The organism is Rhodoferax sp., from assembly GCF_028715765.1.
GTDB lineage: Bacteria > Pseudomonadota > Gammaproteobacteria > Burkholderiales > Burkholderiaceae_C > Rhodoferax.
Genome location: NZ_JAQURE010000026.1, coordinates 23,276 through 42,825 on the forward strand (window position 1 = coordinate 23,276; position 19,550 = coordinate 42,825).

General features: G+C 52.8%; 16 protein-coding genes, 2 tRNA genes and 1 pseudogene. 18 read left to right on the forward strand and 1 reads right to left on the reverse strand.

The genetic code is table 11. The annotated features are described in order from the left end of the window. The first annotated feature begins 14 nt into the window (after positions 1-14). From PHT20_RS10385 to PHT20_RS10470, 18 genes and pseudogenes are all read left to right on the forward strand, one after another. Positions 15-90 (forward strand) — tRNA-Trp (locus tag PHT20_RS10385). 116 nt (positions 91-206) lie between these two features. Further along, positions 207-590, forward strand: a complete 384-nt coding sequence (gene secE, locus PHT20_RS10390) for a preprotein translocase subunit SecE (RefSeq protein ID WP_300087133.1) — start codon at positions 207-209, stop codon at positions 588-590. Continuing rightward, on the forward strand, positions 590-1,198 hold the full coding sequence (gene nusG, locus PHT20_RS10395; protein WP_300087136.1) for a transcription termination/antitermination protein NusG: 609 nt from the start codon (positions 590-592) through the stop codon (positions 1,196-1,198). The genes secE and nusG overlap by 1 nt, the downstream gene beginning before the upstream one ends. Before the next feature lie 156 nt (positions 1,199-1,354). Continuing rightward, entirely contained in the window at positions 1,355-1,786 is a 432-nt protein-coding gene (gene rplK, locus PHT20_RS10400) for a 50S ribosomal protein L11 (protein ID WP_300087140.1), read from the forward strand. Next, positions 1,787-2,482: a 50S ribosomal protein L1 gene (gene rplA / locus PHT20_RS10405; protein WP_300087143.1), complete on the forward strand. Its 696-nt coding sequence runs from the start codon at positions 1,787-1,789 to the stop codon at positions 2,480-2,482. 256 nt (positions 2,483-2,738) lie between these two features. Continuing rightward, positions 2,739-3,260: a 50S ribosomal protein L10 gene (gene rplJ, locus PHT20_RS10410; RefSeq protein WP_300087147.1), complete on the forward strand. Its 522-nt coding sequence runs from the start codon at positions 2,739-2,741 to the stop codon at positions 3,258-3,260. A gap of 92 nt (positions 3,261-3,352) precedes the next feature. Beyond that, positions 3,353-3,727 (forward strand): 50S ribosomal protein L7/L12, encoded by a 375-nt coding sequence (gene rplL / locus PHT20_RS10415; protein WP_300087150.1) that lies wholly within the window; start codon positions 3,353-3,355, stop codon positions 3,725-3,727. A 239-nt stretch (positions 3,728-3,966) separates the two neighbouring features. Continuing rightward, the gene (gene rpoB, locus PHT20_RS10420; RefSeq protein WP_301020477.1) at positions 3,967-8,079 is read left to right on the forward strand and encodes a DNA-directed RNA polymerase subunit beta; all 4,113 of its coding nucleotides are present in this window, start codon (positions 3,967-3,969) and stop codon (positions 8,077-8,079) included. Positions 8,080-8,163: 84 nt separating this feature from the next. Further along, positions 8,164-12,378, forward strand: coding sequence for a DNA-directed RNA polymerase subunit beta' (rpoC, locus tag PHT20_RS10425; RefSeq protein WP_301020478.1), 4,215 nt, complete (start codon positions 8,164-8,166; stop codon positions 12,376-12,378). Positions 12,379-12,460: 82 nt separating this feature from the next. Continuing rightward, positions 12,461-13,783: a 16S rRNA (cytosine(967)-C(5))-methyltransferase RsmB gene (gene rsmB, locus PHT20_RS10430; protein WP_301020479.1), complete on the forward strand. Its 1,323-nt coding sequence runs from the start codon at positions 12,461-12,463 to the stop codon at positions 13,781-13,783. Then, positions 13,740-14,369 (forward strand): DUF4390 domain-containing protein, encoded by a 630-nt coding sequence (locus tag PHT20_RS10435; RefSeq protein WP_301020480.1) that lies wholly within the window; start codon positions 13,740-13,742, stop codon positions 14,367-14,369. The genes rsmB and PHT20_RS10435 overlap by 44 nt, the downstream gene beginning before the upstream one ends. Continuing rightward, entirely contained in the window at positions 14,366-16,648 is a 2,283-nt protein-coding gene (locus tag PHT20_RS10440) for an ATP-binding protein (RefSeq protein ID WP_301020481.1), read from the forward strand. The genes PHT20_RS10435 and PHT20_RS10440 overlap by 4 nt, the downstream gene beginning before the upstream one ends. Positions 16,649-16,692: 44 nt before the next feature. Beyond that, a complete protein-coding gene (locus PHT20_RS10445) occupies positions 16,693-17,367 on the forward strand; it encodes a response regulator (RefSeq protein WP_301020482.1) in 675 nt (224 codons plus the stop codon). A 55-nt stretch (positions 17,368-17,422) separates the two neighbouring features. Beyond that, positions 17,423-17,498, forward strand: a tRNA-Phe gene (locus PHT20_RS10450). Between the two features lie 584 nt (positions 17,499-18,082). Then, positions 18,083-18,355: a BrnT family toxin gene (locus tag PHT20_RS10455; protein ID WP_300087688.1), complete on the forward strand. Its 273-nt coding sequence runs from the start codon at positions 18,083-18,085 to the stop codon at positions 18,353-18,355. Position 18,356: 1 nt separating this feature from the next. Further along, entirely contained in the window at positions 18,357-18,602 is a 246-nt protein-coding gene (locus PHT20_RS10460) for a BrnA antitoxin family protein (protein ID WP_301020486.1), read from the forward strand. A gap of 76 nt (positions 18,603-18,678) precedes the next feature. Then, positions 18,679-18,771, forward strand: a pseudogene (locus PHT20_RS16740) (type II toxin-antitoxin system MqsA family antitoxin); the annotation flags it as partial. Between the two features lie 17 nt (positions 18,772-18,788). Next, on the forward strand, positions 18,789-19,070 hold the full coding sequence (locus tag PHT20_RS10470) for a helix-turn-helix domain-containing protein (RefSeq protein WP_301020484.1): 282 nt from the start codon (positions 18,789-18,791) through the stop codon (positions 19,068-19,070). A 46-nt stretch (positions 19,071-19,116) separates the two neighbouring features. Here PHT20_RS10470 and PHT20_RS10475 read toward each other — a convergent pair whose 3' ends face one another. After that, complete coding sequence (locus PHT20_RS10475; RefSeq protein ID WP_366520922.1) at positions 19,117-19,455, reverse strand: plasmid partitioning protein RepB C-terminal domain-containing protein; 339 nt, start codon at positions 19,453-19,455, stop codon at positions 19,117-19,119. Between the last annotated feature and the right edge of the window lie 95 nt (positions 19,456-19,550).

Genomic DNA, 19,550 nt, shown 5'->3' on the forward strand with positions numbered 1-19,550 from the left:
CGCAAGATGATCAAAGGGGCATAGCTCAATTGGCAGAGCGTCGGTCTCCAAAACCGAAGGTTGTAGGTTCGATTCCTACTGCCCCTGCCACCGGCAACGCTGGCAAACCAATTCAAAGCCCACTATGAAAATAGTGGGCTTGTGCGTCTGAAAAACGCATTCCATTCACAGGATATCTTTTCGACATCCGTCGAGTAAATCAAATCATGGCCACCACTCAAGTAGAAACTGTCAATACGACTGCAGACAAGGCCAAGTTATTTGGGGCGGCAGGACTGGTTATTTTGTCTCTGGTTGCTTATTACGCATTGGCCCAAAAAGGGTCGCTGTTTCAATGGCTGGGGTTGATAGCTGGCTTGGGCGTGGCAACTTTTGTTTTTTTGACATCTGAATCTGGCAAAGCTTTGTTGGCTTTTGGCCAAGATTCTGTGAAAGAAATCAAAAAGGTTGTTTGGCCAGCCCGTAAAGAAGCCGTTCAGATGACGGCTTATGTGTTTGGTTTTGTGTTGATCATGGCGCTCTTTTTGTGGTTGACCGACAAGACGCTTGAATGGGTGTTTTACGACTTGATCTTGGGCTGGAGAAAATAATGACCGAAACAACTTTGCCTGAAATCGACGTGCCGTTGACAGCTGCCCAGACCTTGGCTGCGCCTGCAAGTCATCCTGATTTGCGTTGGTATGTGGTGCATGCTTATTCCGGCATGGAGAAAGCCGTAGAGCGCAACATTCTTGAGCGCATCAACCGCGCCGGAATGCAAAGTAAGTTTGGTCGTATCTTGGTGCCCATGGAAGAAGTGGTTGAGGTCAAGAATGGCCAAAAGAAAACCACCGAGCGCAAGTTTTTCCCAGGTTACGTACTGGTTGAAATGGTGATGGATGATGAGACCTGGCACTTGGTCAAGCACACCAACAAGGTGACAGGTTTCGTGGGTGGTGGGAAAACCCGCCCCTCACCCATTTCTGAATCTGAAGTACAAAAAATCGTCAGTCAGATGCAGGAAGGCACAGATAAGCCACGTCACAAGGTTGAATTTGTGGTGGGTGAAATGGTTCGTGTCAAAGAAGGCCCGTTTGCTGATTTCAACGGTTCTGTTGAAGAAGTGAACTACGAAAAGAGCAAAGTTCGCGTGGCTGTGACCATTTTTGGTCGATCAACACCGGTTGAACTAGAGTTTTCTCAAGTTGAGAAGACTTAACCTGATTTCTTAATAGGTGGGTTTTTTTGATCGAAGACCTCCTGTTTTCGGTTTGCATTTTCCGACTCGGTGCAAACATCAAAGTGAGTCGTTAACAACGGGGAGCTGATGTGTGAAAAAGCACACAAAAGCGTTTACACCCGCTAGGAGTTAAATATGGCGAAAAAAATCGTCGGTTTTGTCAAGCTGCAAGTGCCAGCTGGTAAGGCCAACCCATCCCCACCGATTGGTCCAGCTTTGGGTCAACGCGGTTTGAACATCATGGAGTTCTGCAAGGCATTCAACGCCCAAACTCAAGGCATTGAGCCCGGGTTGCCTTTGCCAGTGGTGATCACTGCATTTGCAGACAAGAGCTTCACGTTTGTCATCAAATCACCACCTTCTTCGATTTTGATCAAGAAGGCCGTCAAGATCGACAAGGGTTCAGCCAATCCGCTGAAGACCAAGGTTGGCAAGATCACACGCGCACAGCTTGAAGAAATTGCAAAAACCAAGATGAAAGATTTGACCGCTGCCGACATGGACGCAGCCGTGCGCACCATCGCTGGCTCTGCCCGTTCCATGGGCGTGAATGTGGAGGGTGTGTAAATGGCGCGCTTGACTAAAAAACAAAAAGCTCAACAAGGCAAGGTTGACAGCGGCAAGTTGTACGCCGTTGCAGATGCTTTGGGGTTGGTCAAAGAATTTGCCAATGCCAAGTTTGATGAATCCATTGATGTGGCGATTCAACTGGGTGTGGATGCAAAGAAATCTGACCAAGTGGTTCGTGGTGCTGTCGTGTTGCCAAATGGCACGGGCAAAACCAAACGCGTGGCCGTTTTTGCGCAAGGTGCCAAGGCCGAAGAAGCCAAAGCAGCCGGCGCTGACATCGTGGGTATGGATGAGCTTGCCGCCATGGTCAAAGCTGGCAATATGCCATTTGATGTGGTGATTGCGGCACCAGACGCCATGCGCGTAGTGGGTACTTTGGGTCAGATTCTTGGCCCACGTGGTTTGATGCCAAACCCCAAGGTCGGCACAGTGACCCCTGATGTGGCAGGCGCGGTGCGCAACGCCAAGGCGGGTCAAGTTCAGTTCCGTGTGGACAAAGCAGGGATTGTTCATTCAACCATTGGCCGTCGTTCTTTTGACAATGACAAGTTGCAAGGTAACTTGGCAGCGCTGGTAGATGCATTGGCTAAAGCCAAACCTGCAACCAGCAAGGGCTTGTATTTGCGCAAAGCCGCAGTGTCTAGCACCATGGGTGTGGGCGTGCGCGTTGATTTGCAAACAGTGACGGTTTAACCCGATCAGTTTGCAACAATCCCAGCGGTCTGAAATGACTTCTGGGAGTGGTGGGCTGAAGGTATTTTGTACCTTCAGGTCATCCAAGACCGTTGGTGTGCAAGGTGATTGCCAAGCACTTAATCTCATCGCCAACGCAGATGGCGATCCCACTGGCAAAGAATTTGAAAATTCCTAAACAGTTGGTCGCTGCAATGTGGCGTGTTCCATGTGGCAAGAGATTGCGACAAACGAACACTTTTTGAAGGAGTAGACCTTGAGTTTAAATCGCAGTGAGAAAGAAGCGGTCATCAATGATGTGACTGGCCTCGCCGCTAAAGCTCAAACGCTCGTGATTGCGGAATACCGCGGCATCACGGTCGCTGACATGACCAAATTGCGCTCGAATGCTCGCAGCAATGGCGTGAACCTGAGTGTGTTGAAAAACACCTTGGCTCGCCGTGCTGTGGCAGGAACAGGCTTTGAGGTGGTGTCTGACCAGATGACAGGTCCGTTGATCTACGGCTTTTCTGAAGATGCTGTGGCTGCTGCCAAAGTGGTGGCCGAGTTTGCGAAAACCAATGCCAAGTTGGTTATTCGTGCCGGTGCATACGGCGGAAAAGTTTTGGATGTCGAGGGCGTTAAACAATTGGCAAGCATTCCTACCAAGGAAGTGCTGCTGGCTCAATTGTTGGGCTTGATGCAGTCTCCAATTTCGCGTACAGCCCGCGTGTTGGCAGCGATTGCAGAGAAAAAAGGCGCTGGTGCAGAAGTTTCTGCCGAAGCAGTTGCAGCTTGATCGCTTGCAGCAATACGTAAATATCTTGAAAACTTGTGGAACGGTTCTAAGCGTTGCGAAGATCTGTTCCCAATCAACTGTAGGAACTGAAAATGTCATTTGATAAAGACGCATTTTTGACCGCGCTCGACAGCATGACGGTCATGGAACTCAACGACCTGGTGAAAGCCATCGAAGAGAAATTTGGCGTGAGCGCAGCAGCCATGTCGGCTCCTGCTGCTGGCGGTGGTGCAGCAGCTGCTGTGGTTGAAGAAAAAACCGAATTCAACGTGGTGTTGCTTGAAGCTGGCGCACAAAAAGTATCAGTCATCAAAGCCGTGCGTGAAATCACTGGCTTGGGCTTGAAAGAAGCCAAAGACATGGTTGATGGCGCACCGAAGAACGTCAAAGAAGGCGTGTCCAAGGCTGATGGTGAAGCCGCATTGAAGAAACTGGTTGAAGCCGGTGCCAAGGCTGAACTCAAGTAATTGAGTTGTTTGATGGGCTGGAGTGCTGTCAAAGGCCTCCAGCCTTTCGTGTTTATACAGAGCGCACTGAAAAAGAGTTGTTGACCCTTTTTCAGTGTCTTCTGACCCCGACAGAAGAAGATGCCTTGGTTCGGGTTGCATGCAATGTGCAGCCGTCCGCCAATGATTGGTAGTGGCCAATCACCAAGAATTTAAGTCGCCCAGGACTTCCCAAGTTCCTCAAGTTGCCCGGAGATCTCATGGCCTACACATACACCGAACGCAAGCGGATTCGTAAAAACTTTGGTACGCGCGACAGCGTGCTGGAGATTCCTTACCTGTTGCAAATGCAAAAGGATGCTTACACAGCATTTCTTCAGGCCGAAGTTGCGCCCAAAAAACGCACCGATGAAGGTTTGCAAGCCGCTTTTGACGCTGCTTTCCCCATCGTTTCACACAATGGTTTTGTGGAGATGAAGTACCTTGAGTACAACTTGGCTAAACCCGCATTTGACGTGCGTGAATGCCAAACCCGCGGGTTGACATTTGCATCTGCGGTGCGTGCCAAAGTGCAACTGATCATTTATGACCGTGAATCATCAACCACCCAAAACAAGGTGGTCAAAGAGGTCAAAGAGCAAGAGGTGTACATGGGTGAAGTGCCGCTCATGACTGACAAAGGCTCATTTGTGATCAACGGCACCGAGCGCGTGATCGTGAGCCAGTTGCATCGTTCACCTGGTGTGTTTTTTGAACACGACAAGGGTAAAACCCACAGCTCTGGCAAGTTGCTGTTTTCAGCACGGATCATCCCCTACCGTGGCTCATGGCTCGATTTTGAGTTTGACCCCAAGGACATTTTGTATTTCCGGGTTGACCGTCGCCGCAAAATGCCAGTGACCATTTTGCTCAAAGCCATTGGTTTGAACAACGAGTCCATCCTGGCCAATTTCTTTGTCAATGACAACTTCCGTTTGATGGACAGTGGTGCGCAAATGGAGTTTGTGGCTGAGCGTCTGCGTGGCGAGGTGGCACGTTTTGACATCACCGACAAGAGCGGCAAAGTGGTGGTGGCTAAAGAAAAGCGCGTCACAGCACGTCATACTCGTGAATTGGAGCAATCGGGCACAACGCACATCTCGGTGCCAGAAGACTTTTTGATTGGTCGCGTGGTGGCGCGCAATGTGGTGGATGCTGACACTGGTGAAATTTTGGCCAAAGCCAACGAGGAGTTGACCGATGTGCTGATGAAAAAACTGCGCACTTCGGGTGTGCAGGAGTTGGCGTGCATCTACACCAATGAGTTGGATCAAGGTGCCTACATTTCACAAACATTGCGTACTGATGAAACGGTAGATGAGTTTGCTGCACGTGTGGCCATTTACCGCATGATGCGCCCAGGTGAACCCCCCACAGAAGACGCAGTTCAAGCCTTGTTCCAGCGCCTGTTCTACAACCCTGACACCTATGACTTGTCGCGTGTGGGTCGGATGAAATTCAACGCCAAGATGGGACGGCCAGAGTCCACTGGTTTGATGGTGTTGTCCAACGAGGATATTTTGGCTGTGGTCAAAATCCTGGTTGATTTACGCAATGGTCATGGTCAGGTGGATGACATTGACCACTTGGGCAATCGCCGTGTGCGCTGTGTCGGTGAACTGGCCGAAAACCAGTACCGCATGGGATTGGCGCGCATTGAAAAAGCAGTGAAAGAGCGTCTGGGGCAGGCTGAGCAAGAGCCTTTGATGCCACATGACTTGATCAACAGCAAGCCCATATCTGCAGCACTCAAAGAGTTTTTTGGTGCGTCGCAGTTGTCGCAATTCATGGACCAGACCAACCCCTTGTCTGAGATCACGCACAAACGTCGCGTATCTGCCCTGGGCCCGGGTGGTTTGACGCGTGAACGTGCTGGCTTTGAAGTGCGTGACGTGCACGTGACCCACTACGGTCGCGTTTGCCCCATTGAAACACCGGAAGGTCCCAACATTGGCTTGATCAACTCATTGGCGTTGTATGCACGGTTGAATGACTACGGCTTTATTGAAACGCCTTACCGCCGCGTGGTTGATGGCAAGGTGACCATGGACATTGATTACCTCTCTGCCATTGAAGAAGGTAAATACGTCATCGCCCAAGCCAATGCAGCTTTGGACAAAAATGGCCTGTTGACCGGTGAACTGATTTCTGCCCGTGAAGCAGGTGAAACCGTGATGGTGACGTCTGATCGCATTCAATACATGGATGTGTCACCCGCCCAGATCGTGTCAGTGGCCGCCTCGCTGGTGCCTTTTTTGGAGCACGATGACGCCAACCGCGCCTTGATGGGGGCCAACATGTCGCGTCAAGCTGTGCCGATCTTGCGACCTGAAAAGCCAATGGTTGGCACGGGCATTGAGCGCGTGGCAGCTGTGGACTCCGGCACGGTGGTCGTGGCTACCCGTGGTGGGGTGGTTGATTATGTGGATGCCAGCCGCGTGGTGATTCGTGTCAATGACAGCGAAGCCCTGGCCGGTGAGGTGGGTGTGGACATCTACAACCTCATCAAGTACCAGCGTTCCAACCAAAACACCAACATTCATCAGCGCCCAGTGGTCAAAAAAGGTGACCACTTGGCCAAAGGTGATGTGATTGCCGATGGCGCCTCGACAGACTTGGGTGAGTTGGCGTTGGGTCAAAACATGCTGATTGGCTTCATGACTTGGAACGGCTATAACTTCGAAGACTCGATTTTGATCAGCGAACGCGTGGTGGCTGAAGATCGCTACACCTCCATCCACATTGAAGAACTGGTGGTGATGGCGCGTGATACCAAGCTCGGTGCTGAAGAAATCACCCGCGACATTCCCAACTTGAGCGAGCAACAACTCAACCGTTTGGACGAGTCAGGCATCATTTATGTGGGCGCTGAAGTGCAACCAGGCGACACCTTGGTGGGCAAAGTCACTCCCAAGGGTGAAACCACATTGACCCCTGAAGAAAAACTGCTGCGTGCCATCTTCGGCGAAAAAGCCAGCGATGTGAAAGACACGTCGTTGCGCGTCGACCAAGGCTCACAAGGCACGGTGATTGACGTGCAAGTGTTCACCCGTGAAGGCATTCAGCGTGACCGCCGTGCTCAGCAAATCATTGACGACGAACTCAAACGTTTCCGTCTGGATTTGAACGATCAATTGCGCATTGTGGAAGCTGATGCATTTGACCGGATTGAAAAACTTCTGGTGGGCCGTGTCGCCAATGGCGGACCGCAAAAATTAGCCAAGGGCAGCAAGATTGACAAAGCCTATTTGGCTTCGGTTGAGAAGTTCCATTGGTTTGATGTTCGCCCAGCAGAAGATGAGGTGTCTGCTCAACTCGAAAGCATCAAAAACTCATTGGAGCAAACCCGCCATAGTTTTGACCTCGCCTTTGAAGAAAAACGCAAGAAACTCACCCAAGGTGATGATTTGCCAGCAGGCGTGTTGAAGATGGTGAAGGTGTATGTGGCCGTCAAACGCCATCTGCAACCCGGTGACAAAATGGCTGGCCGCCACGGGAACAAGGGTGTGGTGTCCAAAATTGTGCCCATGGAAGACATGCCGCACATGGCCGATGGCACACCTTGTGACATTGTGTTGAACCCCTTGGGTGTGCCGTCCCGGATGAACGTCGGGCAGGTGCTGGAAGTCCACTTGGGTTGGGCTGGCAAGGGCATCGGTCAGCGCATTGGAGACATGCTGCAACACGAGAGCCGCGTGGCGGAATTGCGCACTTTCCTTGACGAGGTGTACAACGCCACGGGTCGCAAAGAAGACTTGTCACAGCTCAGCGATGAGCAGCTGATTGAAATGTCACAGAATTTGACCTCGGGCATGCCTTTCGCTACCCCCGTGTTTGATGGTGCCTCCGAAGATGAAATTCGTGCCATGCTGAAGTTGGCCTACCCAGCTGACATTGCAGCAGCTAAGGGTTTGACGCCCACTCGCACCCAAGCGTATTTGTACGATGGCCGCACCGGGGATCGCTTTGAGCGTCCAGTCACAGTGGGCTACATGCATTACCTGAAACTGCACCATTTGGTGGATGACAAAATGCACGCGCGCTCCACCGGCCCCTACAGCTTGGTCACGCAGCAACCTTTGGGTGGTAAAGCCCAGTTTGGTGGTCAACGCTTCGGTGAAATGGAAGTTTGGGCACTGGAGGCTTATGGCGCGTCGTACACGCTGCAGGAAATGCTTACGGTCAAGTCGGATGACGTGCAAGGCCGAACCAAAGTCTATGAGAGCATCGTCAAAGGCGAGCACTCTATTGAGGCGGGTATGCCTGAATCGTTCAACGTGCTGGTCAAAGAAATTCGTTCTTTGGGCCTGGACATTGAGCTTGAGCGCTCCTAATTGCTTGAAAAAGCTTTGCTGGGCAACAACCACTGCGAGCCATCGCTGGGTGTTGCCCTCAACTAAACAAAAGGATTAACAGTCATGAAATCGTTACTCGACCTGTTCAAGCAATTCACGCCTGATGAGCATTTTGATGCCATCACCATCGGCATGGCTTCGCCCGAAAAAATTCGGTCTTGGTCATTTGGTGAAGTCAAAAAACCCGAGACCATCAACTACCGCACGTTCAAGCCTGAGCGCGATGGTCTGTTTTGCGCCAAGATCTTTGGCCCCATCAAAGACTACGAATGCCTGTGTGGTAAATACAAACGCCTCAAACACCGCGGCGTGATTTGCGAAAAGTGTGGTGTTGAAGTCACCCAGACCAAAGTGCGTCGTGAACGCATGGGTCACATTGACCTGGCTGCACCCTGCGCCCACATCTGGTTTTTGAAGTCATTGCCCAGCCGTTTGGGTTTGGTGCTTGACATGACGCTGCGCGACATTGAACGCGTGTTGTATTTTGAAGCCTATGTGGTGACCGACCCTGGCATGACGCCGCTGAAACCGTACAGCATCATGTCTGAAGACGACTTTGATGCCAAGTTCAAAGAGTATGGTGACGAATTCCAAGCCAAGATGGGCGCTGAAGGCGTCAAGGATTTGCTGCAAAACCTGGACATTGACAGCGAAATCGAGAAGCTGCGCAATGACCCCAGTGGTTCCGAGCTGAAGATCAAAAAGAACACCAAGCGCCTCAAACTGCTTGAAGCATTCAAAAAATCAGGCATCAAGCCTGAGTGGATGGTGCTCGATGTGCTGCCGGTGTTGCCGCCCGATCTGCGTCCGTTGGTGCCGCTGGACGGGGGTCGTTTTGCGACCTCTGACCTGAATGACCTGTACCGCCGTGTGATCAACCGCAACAGCCGTCTGCGCCGTTTGCTGGAACTCAAAGCGCCTGAAATCATTGCTCGCAACGAAAAGCGCATGTTGCAAGAAGCCGTTGACTCGCTGCTGGACAACGGTCGCCGCGGCAAAGCCATGACCGGTGCCAACAAGCGTGCCCTGAAGTCTTTGGCCGACATGATCAAAGGAAAGGGCGGCCGGTTCCGTCAAAACTTGCTGGGCAAGCGCGTGGATTACTCTGGTCGTTCAGTCATTACCGTGGGGCCAACCCTCAAGCTGCACCAATGTGGTTTGCCCAAGTTGATGGCGCTGGAGTTGTTCAAGCCGTTCATCTTTGCCCGTCTCGAAGCCATGGGCATTGCCACCACCATCAAAGCTGCCAAGAAAGAGGTCGAATCTGGCACACCTGTGGTGTGGGACATCTTGGAAGAGGTGATTCGTGAACATCCGGTCATGCTCAACCGTGCGCCTACGCTGCACCGGCTGGGCATTCAGGCCTTTGAGCCCATTTTGATTGAAGGCAAAGCCATTCAGTTGCACCCGCTGGTGTGTGCCGCATTCAATGCCGACTTTGACGGTGACCAAATGGCGGTTCACGTGCCGTTGTCTGTTGAAGCGCAAATGGAAGCCCGCACCTTGATGCTGGCCTCCAACAACGTGCTGTTCCCCTCCAATGGCGAACCATCCATCGTGCCGTCTCAAGACGTGGTCTTGGGCTTGTACTACACCACACGTGAAAAGATCAACGGCAAGGGCGAAGGCCTGATTTTCTCGGACGTAGGGGAAGTGCAGCGTGCCTTTGACGCGGGCGAAGTCGAGATGCACAGCCGCATCAACGTGCGCCTGACCGAATACAGCAAAAACAAGGAAACCGGTGAGTTGGTGCCTTCGACCAAGCTGTGGGAAACCACTGCCGGACGCGCTTTGTTGTCTGAAATCTTGCCCAAGGGTTTGCCTTTTGCCAACATCAATAAGGCATTGAAGAAGAAAGAAATCCCCAAGCTCATCAATGTCTCGTTCCGCAAATGTGGGTTGAAAGAAACCGTGGTGTTTGCAGACAAGTTGCTGCAATATGGTTTCAGACTGGCCACGCGTGCCGGTATCTCCATTTCGATTGAAGACATGCTGGTGCCCACTGAAAAGCCAAGCATCATTGAGCATGCAGAAAAAGAAGTCAGAGAAATTGCGCAGCAATACACCTCTGGTCTGGTGACCGCCGGTGAGCGCTACAACAAGGTGGTGGACATCTGGGGCAAGGCGGGTGACGAAGTCTCCAAAGTGATGATGGGTCAGCTGTCCAAAGAAACTGTGATCGATCGCCATGGCAATTTGGTGCCGCAAGAGTCATTCAACTCCATCTACATGATGGCGGACTCTGGTGCGCGCGGTTCTGCCGCCCAGATTCGTCAGGTGGCCGGAATGCGTGGCTTGATGGCCAAGCCCGACGGCTCCATCATCGAGACACCTATCACCGCCAACTTCCGTGAGGGTTTGAACGTGCTGGAGTACTTCATCTCCACCCACGGTGCGCGTAAAGGTCTGGCCGACACGGCGTTGAAAACAGCCAACTCAGGTTACTTGACCCGGCGTCTGGTGGATGTGACGCAAGACTTGGTGGTCACTGAGCAAGATTGCGGCACCCACAGTGGTTATTTGATGCGCGCCATTGTCGAAGGTGGTGAAACCATTGAATCGTTGCGCGACCGCATCTTGGGTCGCACCACGGCAGACGATGTGTTGCACCCAGAAAACCAGTCGGTGCTGGCAGTGGCTGGCAGCATGCTGGATGAAGACTTGATTGATGAACTTGAAGCTGCGGGCGTGGACGAGGTCAAAGTGCGCACCGCCCTGACTTGTGAAACCCGCTTTGGTATTTGTGCCAAGTGTTATGGCCGCGACCTCGGTCGTGGTGGGTTGGTCAATGGTGGTGAAGCCGTGGGTGTGATTGCTGCGCAATCCATCGGTGAGCCAGGTACCCAGCTGACCATGCGTACGTTCCACATTGGTGGTGCAGCCTCTCGTGCGGCCATTGCATCCAGCGTGGAAGCCAAGTCCAACGGTGTGATCGGCTTCAATGCCACTATGCGTTATGTGACCAACGGCAAAGGCGAACTGGTGGTGATTTCTCGTTCTGGCGAAGTCGTGATTCACGACGAGCATGGCCGCGAGCGCGAGCGTCATAAAGTGCCTTACGGTGCGATTTTGACCATCAAGGCCGACCAAACCATCAAGTCCGGCACCATTTTGGCCAACTGGGACCCCTTGACTCGCCCCATCATCACCGAATACGCTGGCAAGGCCTTGTTTGAGAATGTGGTTGAAGGCTTGACCGTTGCCAAACAAGTCGATGAGGTGACAGGTTTGTCTACGTTGGTGGTGATTGACCCCAAACACCGTGGCTCTGCCAAGGTGGTTCGCCCCATCGTCAAGTTGATCGATGCTGCGGGTAACGAAGTCAAAATTCCAGGCACAGACCATTCTGTGACGATTGGTTTCCCGATTGGTGCCTTGGTGCAAGTGCGCGACGGCATGGATGTGGGCCCCGGCGAAGTTTTGGCACGTATTCCTGTTGAAGGCCAAAAAACCCGCGACATTACCGGTGGTTTGCCACGTGTGGCGGAGCTCTTTGAGGCGCGTTCACCCAAAGACAAGGGCGTGCTGGCCGAGATGACTGGCACCATTTCTTTTGGCAAGGAAACCAAAGGCAAGATTCGCCTGCAGATCACCGACCCCGAAGGCAAAGTTTGGGAAGAACTCGTGCCCAAAGAAAAGAACATCTTGGTGCACGAAGGCCAGATCGTCAACAAGGGCGAAGTGGTGGTGGACGGCCCTGCCGACCCGCAAGACATCTTGCGCTTGCTGGGTGCCGAAGAGTTGGCACGCTACATCGTGGACGAGGTGCAAGACGTGTACCGCTTGCAAGGTGTGAAGATCAATGACAAACACATTGAAGTGATCGTTCGCCAAATGCTGCGTCGTGTGGTGGTTGAAAACGCTGGAGACTCCACTTACATCAATGGCGAGCAGGTGGAGCGTTCTGAAATGCTCAACACCAATGATGCATTGCGTGCTGAAGGCAAGGTGCCCGCCACCTTCACCAACTTGCTGCTGGGTATCACCAAAGCCTCTTTGTCGACGGACAGTTTCATCAGTGCAGCTTCCTTCCAGGAAACCACCCGCGTGCTGACCGAAGCGGCCATCATGGGCAAGCGTGACAGCTTGCGCGGCTTGAAGGAGAACGTGATTGTGGGTCGCTTGATCCCGGCTGGCACAGGCTTGGCTTACCATGACGCACGCAAAATTCGTGAAAACATGGATGACGCTGAGCGCCGCGCCATTGCCGAAGCTGAAGCTGCCGAGTTGGCCAGCGAAAGTGACGAAGCGCAAAACGAGGATGTGGCCGCAGAGTGAGTTGATTGATATTAAATAAATAGCGCCTCACGCTCTATTCATAAGGGCTTGAGGCGTTTTTTATGTATATTTTTTGATTCAAATGAATTCCCATTTGGCACCACCGCTTTGGCGGCAATTGCAAGCCACCGCTCACGTGATCTTGTCGATCAGGCGTGGCCAGTCGGGCACTGCTGCGCTGGACGCTGTGGCGGCGCCCTTGCGTGCGGGTGTTCAGTCTTTGAGTTTTGCTGTGTTGCGCACGCTTGGGCGCGCTCAAGCGCTGCGTCAGTTGCTGGCACCCAAGTCACCACCCGCGGCGGCAGATGCTTTGCTGTGCACTGCCTTGGCGCTGTTGTGCCCCAGTGAAGATGCGCCCTATGATGATTTCACGTTGGTGAATCAGGCCATTGAGGCAGCCAAGAAAACACCAGCCATCAAACCACAAGCGGCCTTCATCAATGCGTGTTTGAGGCGGTTTTTGCGTGAGCGATCGACCTTGATGGCTCACACCGAGCACGATGTGGCTGCCCGTTGGAACCACCCTGCTTGGTGGATTGAGCGGCTCCAAAAAGATTGGCCAGACCACTGGCAGGCGCTGCTGGCTGCAAACAACCGCCAAGGGCCGCTGACACTGCGCGTCAACCCCCGCAAAGTCAGTCGCGATGCCTATTTGACGCAATTGCAGTCCGCGGGCATCGCTGCCATTCCCGTTGGGCAGTTTGGTGTGGAGCTCAGTGGCTCCGTGGTCGTTCAATCGCTGCCAGGTTTTTCGCAAGGCTGGGTGTCGGTGCAAGACGCAGCCGCACAGTGTGCGGCTCCCTTGCTGTTGTCTGGGTTGTCTCAGCGGGGTGGCTTGCGGGTGCTGGATGCCTGCGCTGCGCCGGGTGGCAAGACGGCTCATTTGCTGGAATTGGCTGATGTGTCGGTGCTGGCGCTGGATGTAGATGCAAACCGAGTGGCGCGCATTCACCAAAATTTAGAGCGGCTCCAGCTTGCTGCGCAAACCCAAGTGGGGGATGCGGCGGATGTTCAGTCGTGGTGGAATGGCGTTCCTTTTGATGCCATTTTGTTGGATGCCCCTTGTTCGGCCTCTGGCATCGTGCGGCGCCATCCAGATATTCGTTGGCTACGCCGCCCCACAGACATTGCCCAACTCGCTGCCACGCAGTCCAAATTGCTGAAGGCGCTTTGGACGGTGTTGGCGCCTGGGGGCAGGTTGCTTTATTGCACTTGTTCCGTATTCAAAGAAGAGGGGGAGTGGCAAATTCAGGCATTTCTTGCCAGCCATAGCACTGCCAAATGGTTGCCCACACCGGGTCATATGATGCCGGGTGCAGTGACACCCAATCGCTTGTTTATGGACGCGCCACTCGGTGACCATGATGGTTTTTTCTACGCCTTGCTCGAAAAAGAAGCTGCCTGACTGGGTGGCTTGGCTTTTGGTAGCTTTGTGCTGCTGGCTGCTGCCCAGTGCTGGCATGGCGCAAAGTGTTTCAATTCCGAGTCTGAAGTTGGAGCACAACGAAGAGGGTTTGTGGTTGTCGACCGCGCTCAAGTTTGAGTTGCCAACGGTTGTGGAAGATGCTTTGCTGAAGGGCATCCCTGTGCATTTTGTCTCTGAAGTGGATGTGGTTCGTGAACGCTGGTATTGGCTTAACAAAAAAGTCAGCAGTGTTCAGCGCTACCAGCGTTTGAGCTATCACCCCCTGACGCGCCGCTGGCGGCTGAATGTGAACGCTGGGGCGGTCACTGAGACTGAGCAAGGCCTCACACTGAATCAGAATTTTGACAACTTGCAAGATGCGCTCAATGCGGTTCAGCGTCTTTCGCATTGGCGCATTGCCGAGGCCAGTCAGCTTGAGGCTGGTGTCACCTATGGGGTGCAATTTCGGTTCAATCTAGATGTCACGCAACTGCCCAGACCTTTGCAAATTGGTACCTTGGGTCAATCAGATTGGCAAATCTCCTTGTCGTCAACCCAGGCTTTTACGGCTGATGTGCGGCCATGAGTGAACCAGTGACCCACCTTCAGACAAGTCTGTCCAGTTCAAAGGCGATCCGTTGGGTGGTGGGTTTGGGGCTCACCGCCATGGTGGCCATCGGGCTGGTGCTGCTGTTTTTATTGACACAAGCCACCGCCAACCGTGATGTGTATGAGCGCAACTACGCGCCGCTGTTTGTCATCAACCTGGTGGTGGCGGCGGTGTTGTTGCTGGTGATTGTCTGGGTTGGGTTTCGGCTGCTGTCACGGTTGAAACAAAAAAAATTCGGCAGTCGGCTGCTGGTCAAGTTGGCAGCCGTGTTTGCTTTGGCTGGCTTTGCGCCTGGTGTTTTGATTTATGTGGTGTCTTACCAATTTGTGACACGTTCCATTGAGAGCTGGTTTGATGTCAAGGTGGAGGGCGCTCTGGAGGCTGGGTTGAACCTGGGGCGCAGCACACTTGAATCCTTGGCGACAGATTTGTCCAGTAAAACCCTGGCTGCCGCTGCTCAGCTGACTGATGTATCTGATGCTGGCATGGCGCTGGCCTTGGTTCGCGCCCGAGATGCCTTGTCTTCAGAAGATCTGATGCTCTGGGCCTCATCAGGACGACTGATTGCATCCGCGGGTAAATCACGTTACCAAATCAACCCCGATTTACCCACTGCAGCCCAGTTTCGCGCGGCTCGCACACAGCGGCAAGTGACCTGGATTGAGGGTCTTGATGAGGCTCAACCTGCGTCAGACGTGAACGCTCAAATCAAAGCACTGGTATGGGTCAGCAGTAACCGACTCTCTGCGCTGGGTGAATCTCGTTATTTGTTGGCCATCAAAACTTTGCCATCATCTCTGGTACGTGATGCATTGGCCGTGACGCAAGCCAACCGCGAATACCAAGAAAGAGCGTTGGCACGTGATGGGCTCAAACGCATGTATGTGGCCACCCTCACCTTGAGTCTATTCATGGCGGTGTTTGGTGGTGTGTTGTTGGCCGTGCTTTTGGGTAACCAAATTGCCCGCCCCTTGCTGTTGTTGGCCGATGGGGTGCGGCAAGTGGCCGCGGGCGATCTAACCCCCAAGGCGTCGCTGCAAGGCAAGGATGAATTAGATGGCTTGACGCGTTCTTTTGCCAACATGACCCAACAGCTCTCTGACGCGCGCCAAGCGGTTCAGGTCAGCATGGAAGAGGTGAATTCGGCACGCTTAAATTTACAAACCATTCTTGACAATCTGACGGCTGGCGTGATGGTGCTGGATGCGCGTGGCGTGATTGTCTCGTCTAACCCCGGGGCAACTCGAATTTTGCGCACGCCGTTGGCCGCTTTCGAAGGCAAATTGATGTCAGAAATTGAAGGTTTAGAGACTTTGGGGCTCAATGTTCAAGCTCAATTTGTGGCGTTTGAAGCACATGAAGGAGCGCGTGGCTTGGATCATTGGCAACAGTCATTTGAGTTAGGTGCCAGCGGCACTGCTCAAATCGGACGACCTGCGAATGACCTCATCACGTTGGTGGCTCGTGGTGCTGAATTGCCAGGTCAGCAGCGACTGCTGGTGTTTGACGATATTTCAGAAATCGTCTCCGCGCAGCGTGCCCAAGCCTGGGGCGAGGTGGCGCGCCGTTTGGCGCATGAAATTAAAAATCCACTCACCCCCATTCAACTTTCGGCCGAACGCCTGGAAATGAAGCTCACCGGTAAATTGCCAGCGACTGAGCAGGCTTTGTTGATCAAATCAGTCAAAACCATCGTGGATCAGGTAGAGGCCATGAAGCGGTTGGTCAACGAATTCAGAGACTACGCACGGTTGCCCGCGGCAGACCTCAAGCCTGTGGACATCAACGCACTGGTACAAGATGTGCTTAATCTTTACCATGCCAACCACGAAGTACATATTCAAACGGAGCTTGACCCCAACTGCCCCTCCATTTTGGGAGATGCGCAGCAGTTGCGCCAGGTGTTGCACAACTTGCTTCAAAATGCACAGGATGCCACGCTCAGTGCCAACTGCGAAACCATGGAGCCTGTCATGCTGAAAACCCAGTGGCTCGCAGCCGCGAAGCGCGTGCGCATGAGTGTGGCAGATGGCGGTACAGGTTTTTCTGATCACATTCTCAAGCGTGCCTTTGAGCCGTATGTCACCACCAAAGACAAAGGAACCGGCTTGGGGCTGGCTGTGGTGAAAAAAATTGCCGATGAACACGGTACCCGAGTCGAGATCGTCAATCGCATGAAGGATGGTCTGATTTGCGGGGCGCAAGTGTCGTTATCATTCGCCATCGGCAATGATAAAAGCGTGCAACAAAGCTAGGTCACTCGCACAACACATCACTTTTTCAAGGGAAGCCCGACAACATGGCAAACATTTTGGTGGTGGATGACGAACTTGGCATTCGTGATCTGTTGTGTGAAATTCTCAACGATGAAGGTCATAGCGTTGAGGTGGCAGAAAACGCGGCACAAGCACGTGTCGCGCGTTTGAATGAACGCCCAGACTTGGTTTTGCTTGACATTTGGATGCCCGACACGGATGGCGTCACTTTGCTCAAAGAATGGTCAACAACTGGGTTGCTGACCATGCCAGTGATCATGATGAGTGGTCATGCCACCATCGACACGGCGGTCGAAGCAACCCGAATTGGTGCATTGGCGTTCTTGGAAAAACCGATCACGATGCAAAAACTGCTGAAAGCCGTTGAGCAGGGATTGACGCGCGGATCGCTGCGTAAGCACATTGCGCCGCCTGATCAACGCTCTGTGGAGTTGTCCCAGACGCGCCCTCTATCCCCTGACATTGTTGGCATTTCACCTGCCGTTGAGGATGTGTCAACGCAAGCAACGCGCAGTTTCATGCTGGACAAACCCTTGCGCGAGGGACGCGACGAATATGAAAAAGCCTATTTTGAATTCCATTTGGTCAAAGAAAATGGTTCAATGACACGGGTGGCTGAAAAAACGGGTTTGGAGCGCACACACCTCTATCGCAAGCTCAAGCAGCTTGGCGTAGACCTGTCTCGCAAGCGCGGGTAAAAGTTTCCTGGATTGAAGAAAATGCCAAAAATGCATTGCTATAATATGCTGCTTAGGCCTGGTAGCTCAGTCGGTAGAGCAGAGGATTGAAAATCCTTGTGTCGGTGGTTCGATTCCGCCCCGGGCCACCACTTCATAAACTGTGCCAGCTTTTCAAGGCTGGCATTTTTTTTGCCTAAATTTCCCCATTCCCCCAGTGAAAAGCATGAAACCTGTCTGTGCCATGTGCACAGCAAACGGCGCGGCTTCCGCCACCTCTACACCACTTTTCACTCAAAATTCGATTACGAATTGCTCTTTGTTCTCAAAGTATTCGCCGAACTATGTACAGAACGCACACGCACAACCCATTGTTTTCATTGAATTTTGCCTCTGCTTCCAAAGATGAGTTCGAGAAAGTAAGTGCCTAAAAAAACATATTGACGGTTTTGAAAACGCATTTTTTATTTTTTAAGAACAGAGAACACACACTTTTTGAACCCGAATCCATGGCTTTTTTGTATGGAGATATCGAGTCACATTCTGTTCAAGGCCAATTAAGCCGCCATGCTGGCAGACGTTCACGGTTGCGGTAGTCGGATTTCTCGGTTGATTTCCATTCGTAGCTCTCCCGCTTCAATGAGCCTGAGCACGGTTGATAGGCCCGCAAGTTCAGAGAATCAAGCGCATCTACAAAATACTTTTCTTTTATTTAATTTGCATCTACAATTTACCCATGGTCACATTCGATGAAGTCAAACGCCAAGCCAACATCAAGAACCACGGTTTTGACTTCTTGGGATGCGAGACAGTGTTTGAGGGCTTTACCATCACTCGCGAAGATGCGCGTGATGCTTACGGCGAATTGCGGCTGCAAACGCTGGGTCTGTGGAATGGCAATGTGGTGTTTGTGGTGCATACCGCTCGCGGCAATGCAGACCACGTAATTTCGATTAGAAAGGCAGAAAAGCATGAAGAACGCATCTACTGGAAAAACTTCCCCGACTGAAATGGTCAATGACCCTGACAGCCCAATCACCAGTGTTTCCGACTGGGAAGGTGCCGTTCTGAAGCAAGGTGGTGTCGTAGTTGGCCGTGCCCGTACTCGCGGGCCAAACCGTGGGCCACTCAAGGAACAAGTGGCAGTGCGGTACAGCCCAGACGTGCTGGCAGCATTTCGTTCCACCGGGGCAGGATGGCAGACACGCATGAATGAGGCTTTGCGAGACTGGTTGCGCACCCACTCGCTGGTGTAATCCACACGGCCATCAACCGGACGCGTTTAGTGCGCAAGTTGATGCAGAAATAGCGGCATCCCAGCGTACCACGCACAAAAAATTGGGTTTGCGCCAGGTCGAAGCGGGACTTTTGTTTGGTGGAGGCAGTTGCGCTTTTTCAGAGTACGAGCGCGGCAAGACGCAACCGCACAAATCCACAATGCCGTGCATGAAACGGCCGCTGATCTGCATCGGCTAGGCTTTATCGACAAACGCAAAATGGTCAAGTTTGATCTGCTGTGTCTTGAACCTATTGCGCCCTATGACAGCGAAAAAATTCGTGCACTGCGTGAACGACTTCAGTTGAGTCAATCCGTGCTAGCGGCAGTGCTGAACACCAGCTTATCGACAGTGCGCAAATGGGAGGTGGCGGACAAGCATCCCAGCGGCCCTTCCCTCAAGTTGCTCAGTCTGCTCGATCGCAAGGGGCTGGAAGCCTTGATTTGATAGCCGCAATTTTTCATCCGTTACGGCCAACAGAGAAGGTTGAAAACTACTGCCTTGGCGCTATAAACTCAAAGAGCTTGCGCTGTGCATCCCATTTGCTGTCGCGCTCCGGTGGTGGCACATCCGCACGCTGCTCGGGCGGCGTGGCTTTGAGCAGTGCCTCCACATGCGCCACGGTAATGGTGTTGCTGGCCACCATCAGCTCCACCGCCTCCACTTGGCGGGCGGCTTTCATGTTGCGCAAGATGCGCGTCACATCCGGGGTGAACTGGTGGTCTTGCAGCAGGGCAATGGCTTCGGGGCAAATGCCAGACAGCAGGTTGATGCGCCGGTTGATGGAGCTCAGGTTGACATTGAACCCAGATAATCCATTAGAGATTTCGATGTTTCAAGCGAGTCCGAACTTGTGCAGACTTGGGTCAATTTCAGCTTGAGCCCAAAGGCCCTCAAACCACTTTCGTCGCCGTCGTGCCAAAGCCA

Coding starts and splice junctions, on each gene's coding strand:
- rplL (WP_300087150.1), top strand. CDS start 3,353: ATGTCATTTGATAAAGACGCATTTTTGACCGCGCTCGACAGCATGACG.
- PHT20_RS10435 (WP_301020480.1), top strand. CDS start 13,740: ATGATGGTTTTTTCTACGCCTTGCTCGAAAAAGAAGCTGCCTGACTGG.
- PHT20_RS10440 (WP_301020481.1), top strand. CDS start 14,366: ATGAGTGAACCAGTGACCCACCTTCAGACAAGTCTGTCCAGTTCAAAG.
- rsmB (WP_301020479.1), top strand. CDS start 12,461: ATGAATTCCCATTTGGCACCACCGCTTTGGCGGCAATTGCAAGCCACC.
- rplK (WP_300087140.1), top strand. CDS start 1,355: ATGGCGAAAAAAATCGTCGGTTTTGTCAAGCTGCAAGTGCCAGCTGGT.
- secE (WP_300087133.1), top strand. CDS start 207: ATGGCCACCACTCAAGTAGAAACTGTCAATACGACTGCAGACAAGGCC.
- rplA (WP_300087143.1), top strand. CDS start 1,787: ATGGCGCGCTTGACTAAAAAACAAAAAGCTCAACAAGGCAAGGTTGAC.
- PHT20_RS10460 (WP_301020486.1), top strand. CDS start 18,357: ATGGTCAATGACCCTGACAGCCCAATCACCAGTGTTTCCGACTGGGAA.
- PHT20_RS10445 (WP_301020482.1), top strand. CDS start 16,693: ATGGCAAACATTTTGGTGGTGGATGACGAACTTGGCATTCGTGATCTG.
- PHT20_RS10455 (WP_300087688.1), top strand. CDS start 18,083: ATGGTCACATTCGATGAAGTCAAACGCCAAGCCAACATCAAGAACCAC.
- rpoB (WP_301020477.1), top strand. CDS start 3,967: ATGGCCTACACATACACCGAACGCAAGCGGATTCGTAAAAACTTTGGT.
- nusG (WP_300087136.1), top strand. CDS start 590: ATGACCGAAACAACTTTGCCTGAAATCGACGTGCCGTTGACAGCTGCC.
- rpoC (WP_301020478.1), top strand. CDS start 8,164: ATGAAATCGTTACTCGACCTGTTCAAGCAATTCACGCCTGATGAGCAT.